17 protein-coding genes are annotated in these 17,832 nt (G+C 70.5%); 10 read left to right on the plus strand and 7 right to left on the minus strand.

The window, feature by feature from the left end:
• Nucleotides 1-90: 90 nt before the first annotated feature.
• On the minus strand, nt 91-1,659 hold the full coding sequence (locus AB0I10_RS14130) for a TldD/PmbA family protein (RefSeq protein ID WP_363152696.1): 1,569 nt from the start codon (nt 1,657-1,659) through the stop codon (nt 91-93).
• Nucleotides 1,660-1,913: 254 nt separating this feature from the next.
• On the opposite strand from AB0I10_RS14130, the gene fabG reads away from it, so the two are divergent.
• The 3 genes from fabG (at nt 1,914) to AB0I10_RS14145 (ending at nt 3,900) form a co-directional block, all read left to right on the plus strand.
• Nucleotides 1,914-2,618 carry a 3-oxoacyl-[acyl-carrier-protein] reductase gene (fabG, locus tag AB0I10_RS14135; RefSeq protein WP_363152698.1) on the plus strand — a complete coding sequence of 235 codons (705 nt, stop codon included), beginning with the start codon at nt 1,914-1,916 and terminating at the stop codon, nt 2,616-2,618.
• A gap of 5 nt (nt 2,619-2,623) precedes the next feature.
• Nucleotides 2,624-3,400, plus strand: coding sequence for an enoyl-ACP reductase FabI (gene fabI / locus AB0I10_RS14140; RefSeq protein WP_363152699.1), 777 nt, complete (start codon nt 2,624-2,626; stop codon nt 3,398-3,400).
• Between the two features lie 143 nt (nt 3,401-3,543).
• A complete protein-coding gene (locus AB0I10_RS14145) occupies nt 3,544-3,900 on the plus strand; it encodes a hypothetical protein (RefSeq protein WP_363152700.1) in 357 nt (118 codons plus the stop codon).
• Here AB0I10_RS14145 and AB0I10_RS14150 read toward each other — a convergent pair.
• The gene (locus tag AB0I10_RS14150) at nt 3,878-4,561 is read right to left on the minus strand and encodes a FadR/GntR family transcriptional regulator (protein ID WP_363152701.1); all 684 of its coding nucleotides are present in this window, start codon (nt 4,559-4,561) and stop codon (nt 3,878-3,880) included. The two genes, AB0I10_RS14145 and AB0I10_RS14150, sit on opposite strands and share 23 nt — an antisense overlap.
• Nucleotides 4,562-4,733: 172 nt before the next feature.
• On the opposite strand from AB0I10_RS14150, the gene AB0I10_RS14155 reads away from it, so the two are divergent.
• The 4 genes from AB0I10_RS14155 to AB0I10_RS14170 all read left to right on the plus strand — a co-directional run bounded on the left by AB0I10_RS14155 (nt 4,734) and on the right by AB0I10_RS14170 (nt 7,224).
• Nucleotides 4,734-5,951: an MFS transporter gene (locus AB0I10_RS14155; RefSeq protein ID WP_363152734.1), complete on the plus strand. Its 1,218-nt coding sequence runs from the start codon at nt 4,734-4,736 to the stop codon at nt 5,949-5,951.
• Between the two features lie 98 nt (nt 5,952-6,049).
• Nucleotides 6,050-6,166: an SGM_5486 family transporter-associated protein gene (locus tag AB0I10_RS14160; RefSeq protein WP_363152702.1), complete on the plus strand. Its 117-nt coding sequence runs from the start codon at nt 6,050-6,052 to the stop codon at nt 6,164-6,166.
• A gap of 205 nt (nt 6,167-6,371) precedes the next feature.
• Complete coding sequence (locus AB0I10_RS14165; RefSeq protein WP_363152703.1) at nt 6,372-6,581, plus strand: hypothetical protein; 210 nt, start codon at nt 6,372-6,374, stop codon at nt 6,579-6,581.
• A gap of 124 nt (nt 6,582-6,705) precedes the next feature.
• Entirely contained in the window at nt 6,706-7,224 is a 519-nt protein-coding gene (locus tag AB0I10_RS14170) for a histidine phosphatase family protein (RefSeq protein WP_363152704.1), read from the plus strand.
• A 141-nt stretch (nt 7,225-7,365) separates the two neighbouring features.
• Here the strand turns inward: AB0I10_RS14170 and serB are convergent, their stop codons facing one another.
• Nucleotides 7,366-8,613 carry a phosphoserine phosphatase SerB gene (gene serB, locus AB0I10_RS14175; protein ID WP_363152705.1) on the minus strand — a complete coding sequence of 416 codons (1,248 nt, stop codon included), beginning with the start codon at nt 8,611-8,613 and terminating at the stop codon, nt 7,366-7,368.
• A 777-nt stretch (nt 8,614-9,390) separates the two neighbouring features.
• Here serB and AB0I10_RS14180 point away from each other — a divergent pair.
• The gene (locus AB0I10_RS14180) at nt 9,391-11,958 is read left to right on the plus strand and encodes an FHA domain-containing protein (protein WP_363152706.1); all 2,568 of its coding nucleotides are present in this window, start codon (nt 9,391-9,393) and stop codon (nt 11,956-11,958) included.
• Between the two features lie 113 nt (nt 11,959-12,071).
• On the opposite strand, the gene AB0I10_RS14185 is transcribed toward AB0I10_RS14180, so the two are convergent.
• From AB0I10_RS14185 to AB0I10_RS14200, 4 genes are all read right to left on the minus strand, one after another.
• Complete coding sequence (locus AB0I10_RS14185) at nt 12,072-12,812, minus strand: transglycosylase SLT domain-containing protein (protein ID WP_363152707.1); 741 nt, start codon at nt 12,810-12,812, stop codon at nt 12,072-12,074.
• Nucleotides 12,813-13,128: 316 nt separating this feature from the next.
• On the minus strand, nt 13,129-13,776 hold the full coding sequence (locus AB0I10_RS14190) for a nitroreductase family protein (RefSeq protein WP_363152708.1): 648 nt from the start codon (nt 13,774-13,776) through the stop codon (nt 13,129-13,131).
• A 181-nt stretch (nt 13,777-13,957) separates the two neighbouring features.
• A complete protein-coding gene (locus AB0I10_RS14195; protein ID WP_363152709.1) occupies nt 13,958-15,073 on the minus strand; it encodes an S-adenosylmethionine:tRNA ribosyltransferase-isomerase in 1,116 nt (371 codons plus the stop codon).
• Nucleotides 15,070-15,858, minus strand: coding sequence for an SDR family NAD(P)-dependent oxidoreductase (locus AB0I10_RS14200; protein ID WP_363152710.1), 789 nt, complete (start codon nt 15,856-15,858; stop codon nt 15,070-15,072). The genes AB0I10_RS14195 and AB0I10_RS14200 overlap by 4 nt, the downstream gene beginning before the upstream one ends.
• 188 nt (nt 15,859-16,046) lie before the next feature.
• Here AB0I10_RS14200 and AB0I10_RS14205 point away from each other — a divergent pair, with 188 nt between their 5' ends.
• Together AB0I10_RS14205 and AB0I10_RS14210 are read left to right on the plus strand one after the other, a co-directional pair.
• On the plus strand, nt 16,047-17,192 hold the full coding sequence (locus AB0I10_RS14205) for a GAF domain-containing sensor histidine kinase (protein WP_363152711.1): 1,146 nt from the start codon (nt 16,047-16,049) through the stop codon (nt 17,190-17,192).
• Nucleotides 17,185-17,832, plus strand: a complete 648-nt coding sequence (locus AB0I10_RS14210) for a response regulator transcription factor (protein ID WP_363152712.1) — start codon at nt 17,185-17,187, stop codon at nt 17,830-17,832. Before AB0I10_RS14205 ends, AB0I10_RS14210 begins: the two co-directional genes overlap by 8 nt.

Genomic DNA, 17,832 nt, shown 5'->3' on the forward strand with positions numbered 1-17,832 from the left:
CTCTTCTTGAGCTTTCCGGAACGGGGCAGAGCGGATCGGGGCAACGGGCCTGCCCCGAACGTCGAGACGGGCCCCGAACAGGGCCGCCTGTCAGGGGCGGCCGGACTCGGCCGAGGCGTTCAGGATGTTCACACCCCGGAACAGTGCGGACGGGCACCCGTGAGACACCGCGGCAATCTGTCCGGGCTGGGCTTTGCCGCAGTTGAACGCCCCTCCCAGGACGTACGTACCGGGTCCGCCCACCTTCTCCATGGAGCCCCAGAACTCAGGGGTGACGCCCTGATAGGCGACATCCCGGAGCTGCCCGCAAAGACGGCCGTTCCGGATCGCGTATGCCCTCTGCTGCGTGAACTGGAAGTTGTACCGCTGCATATCGATCGACCACGAGCGGTCGCCGACCACATAGATGCCGCGCTCCACCCCCGCGATCAGCGCCTCGGTGGACGGCCCGTCCGGCGCCGGACGGAGCGAGACATTCGCCATCCGCTGGACCGGCACATGCCCCGGCGAGTCCGCGAACGCGCATCCGTTGGAGCGCGGAAAGCCCGTCAACTTCGCGATTCTGCGGTCGAGTTGATAGCCGACCAGGGTGCCGTCCTTGATCAGGTCCCAGGACTGCGCGGCCACCCCCTCATCGTCGTAGCCGATCGTCGCCAGCCCGTGCTCAGCGGTCCGGTCGCCCGTCACATTCATGATCTCGGAGCCGTACGCCAGCTTGCCGAGCTGGTCGAAGGTGGCGAACGAGGTGCCCGCATACGCCGCCTCGTAGCCCAGCGCCCGGTCCAGCTCGGTCGCGTGCCCGATCGACTCGTGGATCGTCAGCCACAGATTGGACGGGTCCACGACCAGGTCGTACGTCCCGGCCTCGACGCTCGGCGCGCGCATCTTCTCGGCGAGATGGTCCGGGATCCGCGCCAGCTCGCCGGTCCAGTCGTAGCGGCCGTCGGTCAGGTACTCCCAGCCACGGCCCACCGGCGGCGCGAGGGTGCGCATCGAGTCGAACTCGCCGCTCTCCGGGTCCACCGCGACCGCCGTCAGCTGCGGATGCAGCCGCACCCGCTGCTGTGTGGTGCTGGTGCCCGCGGTGTCCGCATAGAACTTGTTCTCCTGGACGGTCAGCAGGGACGCGTCCGCGTGTGCCACGCCCGGCGCCGCCAGCAGCCGCTCGCTCCACTCCGCCAGCAGCCCGGTCTTCTCGGTGTCCGGCACCTCGAAAGGGTTGATGTCGTACGCGGAGACCCAGGTGCGGTCCGGGTGCGACGGCTCGTCCGCCAGCTCGACCCTCCCCCACTGCCCGAAAGGCGTGGGAGGTGCCCCCACGTCGGAGCCCGCCGCCTGGATCACCTTCGCCGACAGCTTCGCCATCGCCACCGCCTGGGACGCCACCCGGGCCGCCGCGTCCATGGTCAGATCCACCCCGGACGCGAAACCCCAGGCCCCGCCGTGCACCACCCGCACCGCGTACCCGAGGTCGGTGGTGTCCGAGGTCCCGGACGTCCGCGCGTCGCGCAGCCGCCAGGCCGCGCTGCGGACCCGCTCCAGGCGGAAGTCGGCGTGTTCGGCGCCCAGTGCGCGGGCCCGCGCCAGCGCGGCATCGGCGAGGGCGCCCAATGGCAGCGCCAGGAAGGTCTCGTCAAGGGCATGGGGTGAAGCAGGCACGGCGTCCTCCCGTAGTCGGCGCATGCATCATGCCTTGTGGCGCCCGCCCGGCCCAGACGGCACGAGGCCCGGAGTGCGGCGCGTCCGTGCCGTCCCGGACACCGTCGGCGTAAGGGGGGCCGTCGGATTTCTGTGGGGACCCGACAGTGCGCGACGTGCGTGCCTGTCCGGCCTCGATTCCTCGTCCGGGCCCCGTGACCGATAGTTTCGTGTCGAACGCAGTACGACGGACAGGAAACGGAAAGGGTGATCTCTTGAGCCGCTCGGTTCTGGTCACTGGAGGCAACCGCGGCATCGGCCTCGCCATTGCCCGCGCCTTCGCCGAGGCAGGCGACAAGGTCGCCATCACCTACCGCTCGGGCGAACCACCCGCGGGGTTTTTGGCCGTGAAGTGCGACATCACGGACACCGAACAGGTCGAGCAGGCGTACAAGGAGATCGAGGAGAAGCAGGGCGCGGTCGAGGTGCTGGTGGCCAACGCCGGTGTCACCCGCGACCAGTTGCTGATGCGGATGTCCGAGGAGGACTTCACCTCGGTTCTGGAGACCAACCTCACCGGCACGTTCCGGGTGGTCAAGCGCGCCAACCGCGCGATGCTGCGGGCCCGTAAGGGACGTATCGTGCTGATCTCGTCCGTGGTCGGCCTGATGGGCGCCCCGGGTCAGTCGAACTACGCCGCCTCCAAGGCCGGCCTGGTGGGCTTCGCCCGCTCGCTCGCCCGGGAGCTGGGCAGCCGTAACATCACCGTCAACGTGGTGGCGCCCGGCTTCGTCGACACCGACATGACCCGTGTGCTCAGCGACGAGCAGCGGGAGAGCATCGTGAAGCAGGTGCCGCTCGCGCGCTATGCGCAGCCCGAGGAGATCGCTTCCTCGGTTCGTTTCCTGGCCTCCGACGAGGCCGCGTACATCACTGGAGCCGTCATTCCCGTCGACGGCGGATTGGGCATGGGTCACTGATCAGCATGAGTGGAATCCTTGCAGGCAAGCGCATCCTCGTGACCGGAGTCCTCACCGAGGGGTCCATCGCCTTCCACACGGCCAAGGTCGCGCAGGAGCAGGGCGCGGAGGTCGTCCTCACCGGCTTCGGGCGGGTCTCGCTCGTGGAGCGCATCGCCAAGCGGCTGCCCAAGCCGACCACGGTCATCGAGATGGACGTCACCAACCCGGAGCACCTGGACGGTCTGGCCGCCAAGGTCAGCGAGTACTTCGGTGACGACGAGGGCATCGACGGCATCGTGCACTCGATCGCCTTCGGCCCTCAGGGCGCCTTCAACTTCCTGGAGGCGGACTGGGAGGACGTCTCGACCGCGCTGCAGGTCTCCTCGTACTCCCTGAAGTCGCTGACCATGGCGCTGCTGCCGCTGATGGAGAAGCGCGGCGGCGGCTCGGTCGTCGGCATCACCTTCGACGGGTCGATCGCCTGGCCGAAGTACGACTGGATGGGCGTCGCCAAGGCCGCCCTGGAGTCCACCGGGCGTTACCTGGCCCGTGACCTGGGCGGGCGGAACATCCGCGTCAACATGGTCTCGGCCGGCCCGATCAAGTCGATGGCCGCCAAGTCCATCCCGGGTTTCGAGGAGCTGGCGGACGTCTGGAACCACCGCGCGCCGATCGGCTGGGACCTGGCCGACCCGGAGCCGGCGGGCCGTGGCGTCGTCGGTCTGCTCTCGGACTTCTTCCCGAAGACGACGGGCGAGATCGTCCACGTCGACGGTGGTGTGCACATGATGGGCGCCTGACGCCGATCGCGCATCCGCTCTGCCCGTCCCGGTCCGCCGGGGCGGGCAGAACGCGTTTTCGAGTCGAGAACCGGCGGGCCTCACCACACACTGGATGAGGTGTCCGGGACCTTCCCGGCGCATCGTGGGGAGGAGGTATCGGCGTGCCCACATCCCGACGCCGTACGGCAGCCCTGACGATCGCCCTGGCCGCCTTTCTGGGGGTCACCGCACCGGCCGCGCAGGCCGTGCCGCCCGCCGCGTCCGACGATCCGCAGGAGCCGCCACACGCCCAGTGCCGCACCAAAGTCGTCGGCAGCACCGGCACCGCCAGCTGCTTCAACCCCAACGGCAACAACAGCAGGGTGTGGCTGCACATCGAGTGCAAGCGATGGTACGACCCGGACGTCGACACCGGCACCCGCGGTGTGGCGATCGGCCCAGCCCAGCACGCCACCCTGGCCGGCCGCTGCTGGCAGGAGATCGCCGATCTCTGGGTCAGCTACGCTCCGGGAGGGTGAGCCGGCAACCGAAGGGGTGCGCGCTCGCCTCGGCGGCGGCCAGCTCGCCGTCGCCCGCGCGGATCGCCTCCACCAGGCGGGCATGGTCCATGTGCGCCTCGGGCCGCAGTACCTCGCCGACATCGGCCCGCAGGAAGTCGCGCAGCACGCCCCCGAGGTCGGCGTAGATCTCGGCCAGGACGTCGTTGTGGGAGGCCGCCACGATCGCCATGTGCAAGGTCGCGTCCGCCTCCACGAAGGCCTCCGCCGCCCCCGACTCCCATGCGTCCTCGCGGCGCTCCAGCAGCGCGTCGATCTGCCGCAGATCCTGGGTGGTGCGTCGCTGCGCGGCGAGCCGGGCGGCCGATGCCTCCAGCGCGCTGCGCAGCTCGGCGACATGTCCGGGCTCGGCGTCCGCGAACCGGCGGTTCATCACCCCGGCCAGCTCACTGGTCGCGACCACGTAGGTGCCCGAGCCCTGCCGGATGTCGAGCAGGCCGTTGTGGGCAAGCGCCCGGACGGCCTCGCGGACGGTGTTGCGGGCCACCCCGAGCTGCTCGACGAGCGCCGGCTCGGTCGGGATACGGGACCCCACGGGCCACTCGCCGGACGTGATCTGGGCGCGCAGCTGCGCGATCACCTGGTCGGCCAGCGCGGACCGGCGGGGCGAGGTCAGGGGCATGACTGAGCTCCATGGATTTCGAGTGGACAGGTATTCATCCCATGATTCTATGATGGTGTTTATGGCAGACGAAGACCTCGCGACCCTCGCCCCCGCGGCCGAGCCCCTGACGACCTCCAGCACACCGCCGTCCAGCGGCCCCGGGCGCCGGCAACCGGGCACCGAGGGGCTCATGAGCGATCCGGGTGCCCGGCCCGGCGCCCGGTGGCTGCCGGGAATCGTGATCGCCGGTCTCGTCCTCGCCGCGCTCAACCTCCGTCCCGCCATCACCAGCCTCGGCGCGCTCCTGGAGGAGGTCCGGGTCGGCCTCGGCATGAGCGGCACCGTCGCCGGACTGCTCACCTCTGTGCCGGCCCTGTGCTTCGCCGCATTCGGTATCGCGGCACCCCGGCTGGCCAAGCGCTGGGGGCCCGGCGCGATCGTCTGCGCGGGTATGGGCGCGATAGCCGTGGGCGTCGCGGTACGGCCGTTCGCCGGCGGGACCGGTGGTTTCCTCGCGGCCAGCGCGCTTGCCCTGGCGGGAATCGCGGTCAGCAACGTCCTGATGCCCGTCGTGATCAAGACCTGGTTCCCGGACCGGGTCGGCTCGATGACCGGCCTGTACTCCATGGCGCTGGCTCTGGGCACCTCGCTCGCCGCGGCGCTCACCGTCCCCATGACCGCCGCGCTGGGCGGCAGTTGGCGGACCGGGCTTGCCGTATGGGCGGCGCTCGCCGCCGTCGCCGTCCTGCCCTGGCTCGCGGTCGCACGGCAGCGCAGGATCGCTGCGGGACCGGCCACCGGTGGCCCGGCGCGCTCCGCGGAGCCGTCCGTACGGATCACCTCGTCGCCGACCGCCTGGGCGCTGGCCGTCTTCTTCGGGCTGCAGGCCACCGGCGCGTACATCACGATGGGCTGGATGCCGCAGATCTTCCGCGACGCCGGGGTCTCGGCCGGTACGGCGGGTGTGCTGCTCGCCGTCACGATGGCCATGGGCGTCCCGCTCTCCTTCGTCCTGCCGCGGCTGGCCTCCCGGATGCGGCACCAGGGCCCGCTCGCGGTGGTGCTCGGCCTCTGCGGCCTGGCCGGCTACACCGGACTGTGGCTGGCCCCGGCGGCCGGCGCCTGGGCCTGGGCGCTGCTGATGGGCATCTCCAACTGCGCCTTCCCGCTGGCCCTGACCATGATCGGGATGCGCTCGTCCAGCTCCGCGGGCGTCGTCAAGCTCTCGGCCTTCGCGCAGAGCGTCGGCTATCTGATCTCCATCCCCGGACCGGTGCTGGTCGGCACGCTCTACCAGCACACCGGTGGCTGGGGGCTGCCGATCGCGCTGATGGCCGGCCTGATGGTGCCGCAGATCGTGGTGGGTGTGCTGGCGGGGCGGGACCGGCGCATCGAGGACGGGGGCTGAGCGGGGCCCGGGGCCGCGGTGACGAGAGCCGAGGGGCGGGCGTGGAGGCGGGCAGGACTGCCGCATCGACGGCGGAGCCCGGATGCGACACTGGGCGCATGCCAGTGCTCGAACCGAATCCGCAGGGTGGCCAGAAGAAGCTGCTCCTCGTCCTGGGCGCCATGCTCGGCGTGACCGTCATCGTCGGGATCATCGCGACCATCGTCGCGCCCTGACAGGGCCGAGGACCGGGGCCGACGGGGTGCGTGGTGGGGGTAGCCCCACCGTCCCCTAGGGGGTGAGGCTCAGGGACAAGTGGGTGGCTTCCCGGATGGGAACGGCTGCCGGAGATCCGTAGCTTCGAAGTACACCGCACCGACGCGGTGGGCGCGCCGCAGGCCGCGGCCGCGCAGCGCTTCGATCCGCCCGGAGGCGATCCCCATGTCCGCCGCGTTCAGCCGGTTGTCCGCTCCGAAGCCCCGGAGTCTGCGGTCGCGGCTGCCGTGGTGGGCGCTGGCCCTGCCGGTGGTGTCCTTCGTCGTTCTGCTGGCGCTCATATCGAGCCCCGCCGAGGCGAGCGCGGCGAGCGCCTCCCAGCGCCTCGCCCCGTTGCTGGAGTTCCTGGCCAGGATCGTCGGCGCGGGTTCTTGACGATCTCCCCCGCCATGGGGGTCCCCTGCCCGAGCGGAGCCGAGAGCTTGGGGGAGTCACCCGGCAGGGGGGAGCGCTTCAACACCCCGCGCCACGCGCCGCCTTTCGTGCGAAGCTGGGACGCATGAGCGTCGATACACCCCGCCGGATTGTCCTCCTCCGACATGCAAAGGCCGAGTGGTCGCAGGAATCCGACCATGAGCGTCCGCTCGCCGATCGCGGCCGCAAGGATGCCCCGGTCGCCGGCCGCTGGCTGGCCGGGACCGGGATCACCCCCGACCTGACCCTGTGCTCGACTGCCGTCCGCACCCGCGAGACCTGGAAGCTCGTCGTCCATGAGCTGCCGCAGCGGCCCAAGACCGTCTATGACGAGCGGCTCTACGAAGCCTCGCTCGGCGAGCTCCTCGCGCTGCTGAACGAGACCTCGGACGACGTCGACGACCTGCTGCTCATCGGGCACAACCCGGGGGTGCACGCGCTCGCCGACGCGCTCTCGGGCGAAGCGGAGGGCGACCTGCTGCCGCGGATGAACCGCAGCGGCTTTCCGACGGCCTCGCTGGCCGTGGTCACGTTCAACGGTTCCTGGAAGTCGGTCGAGCACGGCGTCGGCCGGCTCATCGCCTACTGGACCCCGCAGGACTAGCCGCTCGGCAGTCATCGACGAGCGGAAGGCCCCGGCCCCCGCCGATCACGGACGCACCCGTACGAGAGGGCCCCGGCACACACCGGGGCCCTCTCGTACATGTCTCGCTCGTATGTCGTGCCGTACCGCCTGCGGCGGCCCTCAGCGCTCGTGCGTGTCCGCCGCCTCGACCTCTTCACGCGTGATGCCCAGCAGATACAGCACGGTGTCCAGGAACGGCACGTTAACGGCGGTGTGCGCCGCCTCGCGCACCACCGGCTTGGCGTTGAACGCGACCCCGAGGCCCGCGGCATTGAGCATGTCGAGGTCGTTGGCGCCGTCGCCGATCGCGACGGTCTGCGCGAGCGGCACCCCCGCCTGCTGTGCGAAGCTGCGCAGCAGCCTGGCCTTGCCGGCCCGGTCCACGATGTCGCCGGTCACCTTGCCGGTGAGCTTGCCGTCGACGATCTCCAGGGTGTTGGCGGAGGCGAAGTCCAGCCCCAGCTCGTCCTGCAGCGCATCGGTGACCTGCGTGAACCCGCCCGATACGACGCCGACTTGATAGCCGAGCCGCTTGAGGGTCCGTACCAGGGTGCGGGCCCCGGGGGTGAGCCGCACTTCCTTGCGTACGGCGTCCACCACGGACGCGTCCAGCCCTTCGAGCAGCTTGACCCGGGCGTGCAGCGACTGCTCGAAGTCCAGCTCGCCGCGCATCGCGGCGGCGGTCACCTCGGCGACCTCGGCCTCGCAGCCGGCGTGCGCCGCGAACAGCTCGATGACCTCGTCCTGGATGAGCGTCGAATCGACATCCATCACGACCAGCCGCTGGGCCCGGCGCTGCAGTCCGGCCGAGACGACCGCGACATCCACGCCGAGCTTTGCCGCCTCCAGCGCCAGCGCCGTCCGCAGCGCGTCCGTGGCCGCACCGGAGACCGCGAACTCGACGGCCGTCACCGGGTACTTCGCAAGCCGGAAAACACGGTCGATGTTGCCGCCGGTGCCCGTTATGGCGGCGGCGATGGCGGCGGTCGACTCCGCCGTGAGCGGGTGCCCCAGCACCGTGACATGGGAGCGTCCGCTGCCGCGCGGACGGTTGTCGCCCCGGCCGGAGATGATCTCGGCCTGGAGGTTCAGTGACTCGGCCCAGCTGTGCACGGTGGCCCGTAGGTCGCCCTCGGAGGAGCCGGCGGCGCCCTGGCCGGGGGAGGGGGCGGTGACCAGCGCGCACAGCGTGATGCGGCCCCGGGTCACCACCTGTTCGATGTCCACGACATCGACGGAGTAGGCGGCGAGAGTGTCGAAGAGACCCGCGGTGATGCCGGGCCGGTCCTTCCCGAAGATCTTCACAAGAAGGGTCGGTACGTCATCGCCCGGTACGGCGGTGGCAGGTGGGATCTGCGATGCGCTCATGGTGCCCTTACGGTAACCGTCCGGCGCGGACGGCCGTACAGGTGTCCGTGCTTCGGACCGGCGCCCCGTCCCGCCCGTCCCTGCTTCGGACCGACGCGTCCTCCCGTCAGTATGTGCCCGCCCCCGCCCCCTCGCGAGCCCAGCGCGCGGTGGATCCTCCCACCGCCCCACCGTCGATCGTTATGGAGTCGTGTCCCGGCCGGTCAAGGCCGCCGACCAGGGCGAACCAGGAGAATCCCCAACGCCGTTGCATCGGCGGCGAGTTCGCGTCTGCCGGAGCGCCGCACGTCTGCCGCACGAGAGCGGAAGGGTGGGCTCCGGGATAACGGGCCGCCCGTTCCGCCTCACGCCCGCCCGGTCGACGTCAAGGGCGATTTCGGCTGCTTCACCCCGTACGCCGGAGATCGTGGCCCCATCGAACGGTGTCGCCGGCCTGTCGTGCGCCCTTCGCTGGAAGAAAGCGCCAGCTCATCGCGGCCATGGCGGACGGCGCTGAGGCGGCCGGGCGGGCGGGCGCGCCTCTCGGGCGTGACCTGTCAGGTCCCCGTCAGGAGTCGGATCGGGTCCCGTGTCACCCGGTATCTCCGCAATCCATGCGATCCATCCGGATCGGTGGGCCTTCCCGCTCTCCAGGGGCGTTTGGCGGGCGCCGGCGCACGCGCCCCGCACCCCAACAGCGTCCCGGTTTCCGGTCGGAGGGCCGAGCCTGAAATAGTTCCTCACGATGTTCGCCATCCCTAGACTTCCCATACAGGGCGTCACTCGGGGGACTATGTAATGGGGCATGGAGTGCCTGAACTCGTACTCGAATTGAACGGAAGGACCTGGACGCTCGACCCGTCCCGGTCGTACAACGTGGGACGCGATCCACAGGGCGACATGGTGCTCGACGACGCCAGGGTCTCCTGGCGGCACGCCACCGTGCGGTGGGCCGGTCGCAGCTGGATCATCGAAGACCACGGCAGCACCAACGGCACCTACGTCCAGGGCCAGCGGATCCACCAGATGGAGATCGGCCCCGGCTCGACGGTGTACCTGGGCAATGCCACCGACGGTCCGCGGGTGAGCCTGTCGGCCGCCGGTGCGCCGGCCGCCGACGCCTACAACGCGCCCGCGATGGCACCGCAGCAGCAGGCCGCGCAGGGCTGGCAGGCACCGCCGGCCCAGCAGCCGCCAGTCCAGCAGCAGCCGCCCGCCCAGCACGGCTGGCAGGCGCCGCCGCAGGGCCAGCAGCCGCCGTACGTCCCGCCCCAGCAGGCCCAGCAGCCTCCTCAGCAGGCCGCGCAGCCGCAGCAGCGCCCCGCCCAGAAGGTGGGCGGCCAGCCCCCGCAGGCCCAGGGCGACCGCAGCCCCACCACGTTCCACCGCCTCGACGCGGGCCGCGTGATGCGGATAGGCCGTGCGCTGGAGAACGAGCTGGTCGTCTCCGACCTCCAGGTCTCCCGTCACCACGCCGAGTTCCGGGCCGCGCCCGACGGCCGGTTCGAGATCCGCGACCTGGGCAGCCACAACGGCACCTACGTCAACGGCCAGCCGGTCCCCAAGTCCGGTACGGCGCTGATCGGCCCGAACGACATCATCGGCGTCGGCCACTCCACGTTCCGCCTGGTCGGCGACCGCCTGGAGGAGTTCGTCGACACCGGCGAGGTCTCCTTCTCGGCCCGCCACCTCACGGTCACCGTCGACGGCGGCAAGCAGATCCTCAAGGACGTCTCCTTCGGCGTCCCGGAGAAGTCGCTGATCGCCGTCATCGGCCCGTCCGGATCCGGTAAGTCGACGCTGCTCAAGGCGCTGACCGGCTACCGCCCCGCCAACCAGGGCGATGTCCTCTACGACAACCGGAACCTCTACAAGCAGTTCGCCGAGCTGCGGCAGCGCATCGGTCTGGTCCCGCAGGACGACATCCTGCACAAGGAACTGACCGTCGCCAAGGCCCTCAAGTACGCCGCCAAGCTCCGCTTCCCGGGTGACACCGCGGAGTCCGAGCGCGAGGCCCGTATCGACGAGGTGCTGCGCGAGCTCAAGCTCGACATCCACAAGGACAAGAAGATCACCTCGCTCTCCGGCGGCCAGCGCAAGCGGGTGTCGGTGGCCCTGGAGCTGCTGACCAAGCCGTCGCTGATCTTCCTGGACGAGCCGACCTCCGGCCTCGACCCGGGCATGGACCGCGATGTCATGCAGCTGCTGCGCAGCCTCGCGGACGACGGCCGTACGGTCCTGGTCGTCACCCACTCGGTCGCCGAACTCGCCATCTGCGACAAGCTGTTGGTGATGGCGCCGGGCGGTGGCGTGGCCTACTTCGGCCCGCCCGAGGAAGCGCTGAACTTCTTCCAGTACGACACCTGGGCGGATGTCTTCTCGGCGTTCGAGAACTACCGCGACTACGACTGGATGGGCCGCTGGCGCGGTTCCCCGCACTACCAGATGTACGCCGCGGACATCGACGCCGTCGCCGCGCAGTCGGTGACGATCCAGCCGCCGCCGGCCCGGATGCAGAAGTCCCAGAGCTGGGGCTCGCAGCTGTGGACGCTGATGCGGCGCTATGTCTCCGTGCTCGCGTCCGACCGGGGCTTCCTGGGCCTGATGCTGATCCTGCCCGCGGTGCTCGGTGTGGTCTCGATGCTGATTCCCAGCGATTTCGGCCTCGCGTACGGACCGCTGAAGAAGGGCCGGACCAACCGCGACGCGAGCACGATCATGCTGATCCTGGCGGTCGGTATGTGCTTCTCGGGTGCGGCCAACTCGGTCCGTGAGCTGATCAAGGAGCGGGTCATCTACGAGCGCGAACGGGCCACCGGCCTGTCGCGGTCGGCGTATCTGATGTCCAAGGTGATCGTGCTCGGCGTGGTCACGGCCATCCAGGGCGTGATCATCGCGGCGATCGGCTTCTCGACCCGCAACATGCCTTCCGAGGGCCTCATCGTGGAGAAGCTCCCGGCCATCGAGATGGCACTGGCGATCATCGCGCTGGGCTTCACTTCGATGATGTTCGGCCTGATCATCTCCGCGCTGGTCAAGACCGCCGAGAAGACCATGCCGCTGCTGGTCATGTTCGCCATCGTCCAGGTCGTCTTCACCGGCGTGCTCTTCCAGCTGTTCGACACCGTGGGCGTCGCACAGGTCGCCTGGCTGATGCCGTCGCGCTGGGCCGTCGCCGCGATGGGTGCGACCGCCGACATGAACACGCTGCTGCCGTGGGAGCTGGGCAACCCGGACGCGCTGTGGAAGCACCAGACCGGTGTGTACGTGATGGACATGATCATCCTGATCAGCCTGGGCGTCGCGCTCGCCTTCGTCGTCGCGCGGCTGCTGCGCCGCCACGAGCCGGAGGTCATGCGCAAGTAGCGCGACTCCGCGCGGGAATCACACCGAATGACACCGCCGAGGGGCGGCACCCGAGACTGGGTGCCGCCCCTCGGCGGTGTGTGCGCGCGAACGCGGTCCGGCTGAACCGAGGCTCAGTAGGCCGAGTTGACGTTGTCCATCGAGCCGTACTTGGCGGCTGCGTAGTTGCAGGCGGCGGTGATGTTGGCGACCGGGTCGTAGAGGTTCCAGGAGGTGCCGGCGACGTGGTACGCGTTGAAGGTCGGCTGGATGACCTGGAGCAGGCCCTTGGACGGGGTGCCGTTCTGGGCGTTGATGTCCCAGTTGTTGATCGCCATCGGGTTACCGGACGACTCCCGCATGATGTTGCGGTGGATGCCGTTGTAGCTGCCCGGGATGTTGTGCTTGGCCATGATGTCCAGCGACTCGCGGATCCAGCCGTCCAGGTTGTTGGCGTACGTCTTCACCACCGGCTTCGGCGCCGGGAGGGCGGCGCGCTTGGCGGACCGGCTCGCGGCCTCCTTCGCCTTGCGCTCCTTCTCGGCCTTGGCCTTCGCAGCGGCGGCGGCCTTCGCCTTGGCCGCGGCCTCGGCCTTCTTCTTGGCGGCGGCGGCCTCGGCCTTGCCCTTCGCGGCGGAGTCGTCGGCCTGCTTGGTGATCGTGGCCTGCTGAGTCTTCGCGGCGGTGTCGACCGCGCTGAAGGCGACCGGCTGCACGTTCTCGACGGCGGCGGCTTCCACCTTGCCCTGGTCCGCGTCGGCCCCCGGAACGACAGCGAAGATCAGAGCGGCGGCGCCGGCCGCTGCGACACCTGCGACGGAAAGCTTGTGAGTCCGATTTACGCGGTTATAACCAGAAATTGCGTGCTTAGGCATGGCGGGTCGACCTCTTCCAATGGGGGGACCGTCGCAAGGGCCGTGGGTGGCGATGAACGCCGAGTTTCATCCACGGCGCCGAGCGACGGGGCCATTCTTAGCGGCCGAAAATTCACCGGGCAAAGGTGTGACATACGATCCGGGTTAGTGGAACCGGGGGGTCGCGAATTGCGTCCGGGGCGGCAGACTCCCAGTTCACACCGTCTTTACCCGGCCACTAACCCGGGTCGTAAGTGACGTACGTCCTATGCGCGGCGTCACATGGGGGAGGGGTTTATCTCGCCAGGTGTAATTGCAAATGCACAACCCGTAGAGGTCAGATTTCAACCAATACCTGGTCGAGGGATTTTCGGGTCAAATCGGGCACTTCGCATTCTGGTGCCGGATATCCCACCGGAATCACCGCGAAGGCCTTCTCGTTGGCGGGCCGCCCCAGTACCTCCTGGAGAAACCGCATCGGACTCGGCGTGTGCACCAGTGCCGCCAGCCCCGAAAGATGCAGCGCGGACAGCAGCATGCCGACCGCGATGCCCACCGACTCGTCCACGTAGTAGTGCTTGCGCTTGCTGCCGTCCTCGCCCAGCCAGTGCCGCTGCTGGAAGACGACGATCAGCTGCGGCGCGTCCGTCAGATGCGGCTTGACCTCGTCCGTGCCCAGCGGTCGCAGCGCCGCCAGCCACTCCTCGCCCAGCCGCCCCTCGTAGGAGACGTGCTCCTCCGCCTCCGCCGCCGCCCGGATCCTGCGGCGCACCTCGGGGTCCTTGACCAGCACAAACGTCCATGGCTGCTGATGCGCCCCGGAGGGCGCGGTGGCCGCGCAGGCGATCGCGTCCTTCACCACCTGCTCCGGCACCGGATCGGCGGCGAACTGCCGGACCGTCCGCCGCCGGGCCATCCGCTCGCGCAGCTCGGCGGCGCGGGCCAGTGACTCGTCGGCGGGCATCCGCTCGGGCCGGTACGGCACCGGCCGGTAGGGGGCGCCGTGGGTCGGAGCCCAGCTCTCCGCTGAGCTCGACGGTGTTGAGCTCGACGGTGTTGAGTCCGACGGTGTTGAGTGCGACTGCGTTGAAGGTGACTGCGCTGAAGTTGAAGGTGACTGCGCTGAAGGTGACGGCGTTGAGTGCGACATGCACCGAGTCTCGAACTCAGGACGGCAGCACGAGATGCAGATCCCCGAATTCATGCCACAGGTACCGCCGCTCCGCCGCCGCCGCGTACGCCCGCCGCAGCGCATCCCCGTCCGTCACCGCCTCCAGCATCAGCAGGTGCGACGCCGTCGGCTCGTGCAGCCCGGTGAGCAGGCCATCCACCACCCGCGTTCCGCGCTCCGGCGTCACCACGAGATCCGTCCAGCCGGCCGTGGTCCGCACCTGCCCGTCGGGCCCGGCCGCCGATTCCAGGGCCCGCACGGCCGTGGTCCCGACCGCCACGATCCGCCCGCCTGAGGCGGTGGGCGTCGCCTGCCGCCGGGCACGCGCGGCGTTCACCAGCCACGCAGTCGTGGGCGGCACCGCGAACCGCTCCGGGTAGGGCGGCTCGAACGCCTCCGCCGACGCGACACCGGTATGCAGTGAGATCGGCGCGATCTGTACGCCCGCGCTGACCAGCCGCGCGACCAACGCCGCCGTGAAGGGCCGGGCCGCACTCGGCATCTCCGCGCTGCCGCCGTCCGGCGAGTCCACCGCGAACGCCGTCTGATACGCGTCCAGCGGCTGGTCCCGGTCCGTGTAGCCGTAGCGGATCGGCCGCCCGTACCGCCGCATCAGCTCCGGTCCGGTGCTCCCCGACACTCGCGCCCACCACAGCCGTACGTTTCCGGGGTCCACCGGGGCCTGGAGGGCCAGCCGCGCGCCGCCCGGCAGCCGCACCACCGCGCCGACGGGACCGCCGGCGCGCGGCCGGCTGCTGCCCCGCCCGTCCGGGCTTCGCAGCTCGACCGTCCAGCAGCCCGCCACCGCTCGGCCCGCCGGATGCCACCGGTCCGCCCGCGTCGAGAAGTGCACCACCACCGGTTCACCGCGCCCGCGCCCGTCCCCGATCCGGCCGTCCACCGCTGCCGGCAGCGTCCGCGAGGTGTTCACCACCAGCACATCCCCGGCCGTCAGCAGCTCGGGCAGCTCATCGAATGCGTGATGCCCGACCTCGGCCGCACCGCGGCTCACCATCAGCCGTACGGCATCCCGGCCCAGACCGGCGCCCCGCTGCTCGGCCGGCACCCGGGCCGAGAGCTCCTCCGGGACCCGCAGCGCATCCGCGATCACCGGGCGCCGTCCAGCAGATCCGCGGCCACGTACCGACCGCTTGCCGCCGGGCCGTCGAGCAGCCGCAGCAGTCCGGGGACGACCGTGGTCGGCAGCGGCCGCCCGGAACCGTCGTCATCCGGGACGGCCGCCGCGTACAGATCGGTACGCATATCGCCCGGGTCCACCCACCACACCCGCAGCCCCGGCTCCTCCTCCGCCAGCACCGCCGACAGCCGCTCCAGCGCCGCCTTCGTCGCCCCGTACCCACCCCAGGTCTCATACGCCTCGACGGCCGCATCCGAGCTGATGTTCAGGATCGCCCCACCTGTCCCTATATAAGGGTGCAAATCCTTATGGCCGTCATCCTTGTCGGCGTCCCCTGTAACGACGCCCCCTGCATAAGCGGGCAAATGGGATGAAGTGCGCAGTAGGGGCAGCGCCTCCTGTGCGAGACCCAGCGGCGCCACCACGTTCACCTCCAGCGCCGCCCGCAACCCGTCCAGCGCATGCCCCGACAGCCGCACCAGTGGCGCGGCGCCCAGCACGCTCGCGTTGTTCACCAGCAGATCGAGCCTGCCCCACTCACGGGCCGCCGCCACCAGAGCCGCCCGGTGCGCGCCGTCCGCCACGTCCCCGGGCAGCGCCACCACCCGCACCCCAGTCCTCCGCAGCTCCCGCGCCGCCGCCTCCAGCGGTCCGGCCGATCTGGCGTCCACCACCAGATCCCAGCCCCGCCCGGCCAGCGCCGCGGCGAGCGCCCGGCCCAGCCCCTTCGATGCCCCCGTGATGATCGCTACCGGCATGATCGCGTCCCCTTTTCCGGGCGGGGCGACTGCCCTGTGCCCTCGCCTTCACGCTAGGAACCGGACTTTCCCCGGGCGTCGGGCGCCGGGCGGGCCGTGGCCAGGGCATTCGGCCTAGGCCGGGGGACGTAGGCGGGGGCCTCCGGTGGACCGATACAGGCAGGTCACCCCGCCGGTACGGTGAGGCCATGACCAATGGACCGGGAGCCGGGATCCCCGCGGTGAGCACCGCGATCCTGGCGATGAGCAGGCATCTTGAGGTGCGCGACGTCCTCAAGACGATCGTCGCCTCGGCCCGTGAGCTGCTGGACGCCGAGTACGCCGCACTGGGCGTGCCCGACGATCACGGCGGCTTCGCCCAGTTCGTGGTGGACGGCGTCAGCAGCGAGCAGTGGAAGGCCATCGGCCCGCTGCCCCGCCAGCACGGCATCCTCGCCGCGATGCTGCACAACGCCACCCCCGAGCGTCTCGCCGACGTCCGCAATGACCCCCGTTTCGGCGGCTGGCCCGCGGCCCACCCGGACATGTCCGACTTCCTCGGCCTGCCGGTCGCCGACGGCGACGAGATCCTCGGCGCCCTCTTCCTGGCCAACAAGCGCTGTGCCAAGCAGGACGGCCGCTGTGGCTTCACCGAGGACGACGAGCGGCTGCTCGGCATACTCGCCCAGCACGCCGCCATCGCCCTGACCAACGCCCGCCTCTACGAGCGCAGCCGCGAGCTCACCATCGCGGGGGAGCGCGCCCGCCTGGCCCACGAACTGCACGACGCGGTCTCCCAGAAGCTGTTCTCGCTCCGGCTGACCGCCCAGGCCGCCGCCGCACTGGTCGACCGCGACCCGGCCCGCGCCAAGGGCGAGCTCCACCAGGTCGCCGCGCTGGCCGCGGAGGCTGCCGACGAACTGCGCGCCGCCGTCGTCGAGTTGAGGCCCGCGGCCCTCGACGAGGACGGCCTGGTCGCCACCCTCCGCTCCCACGCCCAGGTCCTGGACCGCGCCCACACCGCGCGCGTCACCTTCGCCGCCCAGGGGATCCGCGCACTGCCGGCCGCCCAGGAGGAAGCGCTGCTCCGGGTCGCCCAGGAGGCGCTGCACAACGCCCTGCGGCACTCCGGTGCCGAGCACGTCGAGGTGACCCTCGCCCGGAACGGCCAGGGAGTACTGCTGCGCGTCGCCGACGACGGCCAAGGCTTCGACACCGGCACGGTCCGCCGGGCCGGTCGGCACCTCGGCCTGGTCTCGATGCGGGACCGTGCCGGCGGCGTCGGCGGAAAGCTCACCGTGGAGTCGGAGCCCGGCAAGGGCACCGCTGTCGAGATGGAGGTGCCCGGTGGCTGACAACGGCCCCATCCGCGTACTGCTTGTGGACGATCACCAGGTCGTACGCCGCGGACTGCGGACGTTCCTGGAGGTCCAGGACGACATCGAGGTGGTGGGGGAGGCCTCGGACGGCGCCGAGGGCGTCGCCGCCGCCGAACAGCTGCGCCCGGACGTCGTCCTGATGGACGTCAAGATGCCCGGCATGGACGGCATCGAGGCGCTGCGGAAGCTCCGCGAACTGGCCAACCCCGCACGGGTGTTGATCGTCACCAGCTTCACCGAACAGCGCACCGTCGTCCCGGCGCTGCGTGCGGGTGCGGCGGGCTATGTCTACAAGGACATCGATCCGGAGGCGCTGGCCGGCGCCATCCGCTCCGTGCACGCGGGGCATGTCCTGCTCCAGCCCGAGGTCGCCGGCGCCCTGCTGTCCCAGGACGAGGGCAACAACGGCCAGGGGCGCGGCACTTCACTCACCGAGCGGGAGCGCGAGGTACTCGGCCTGATCGCGGACGGCCGCTCCAACCGTGAGATCGCCCGCGCGCTGGTGCTCTCCGAGAAGACCGTCAAGACGCATGTCTCGAACATCCTCATGAAGTTGGACCTCGCCGACCGGACGCAGGCCGCGTTGTGGGCGGTCAGGCACGGTATTGGGGCCTGA

The organism is Streptomyces sp. NPDC050636, assembly GCF_040654775.1.
Classification (GTDB): Bacteria; Actinomycetota; Actinomycetes; order Streptomycetales; family Streptomycetaceae; genus Streptomyces.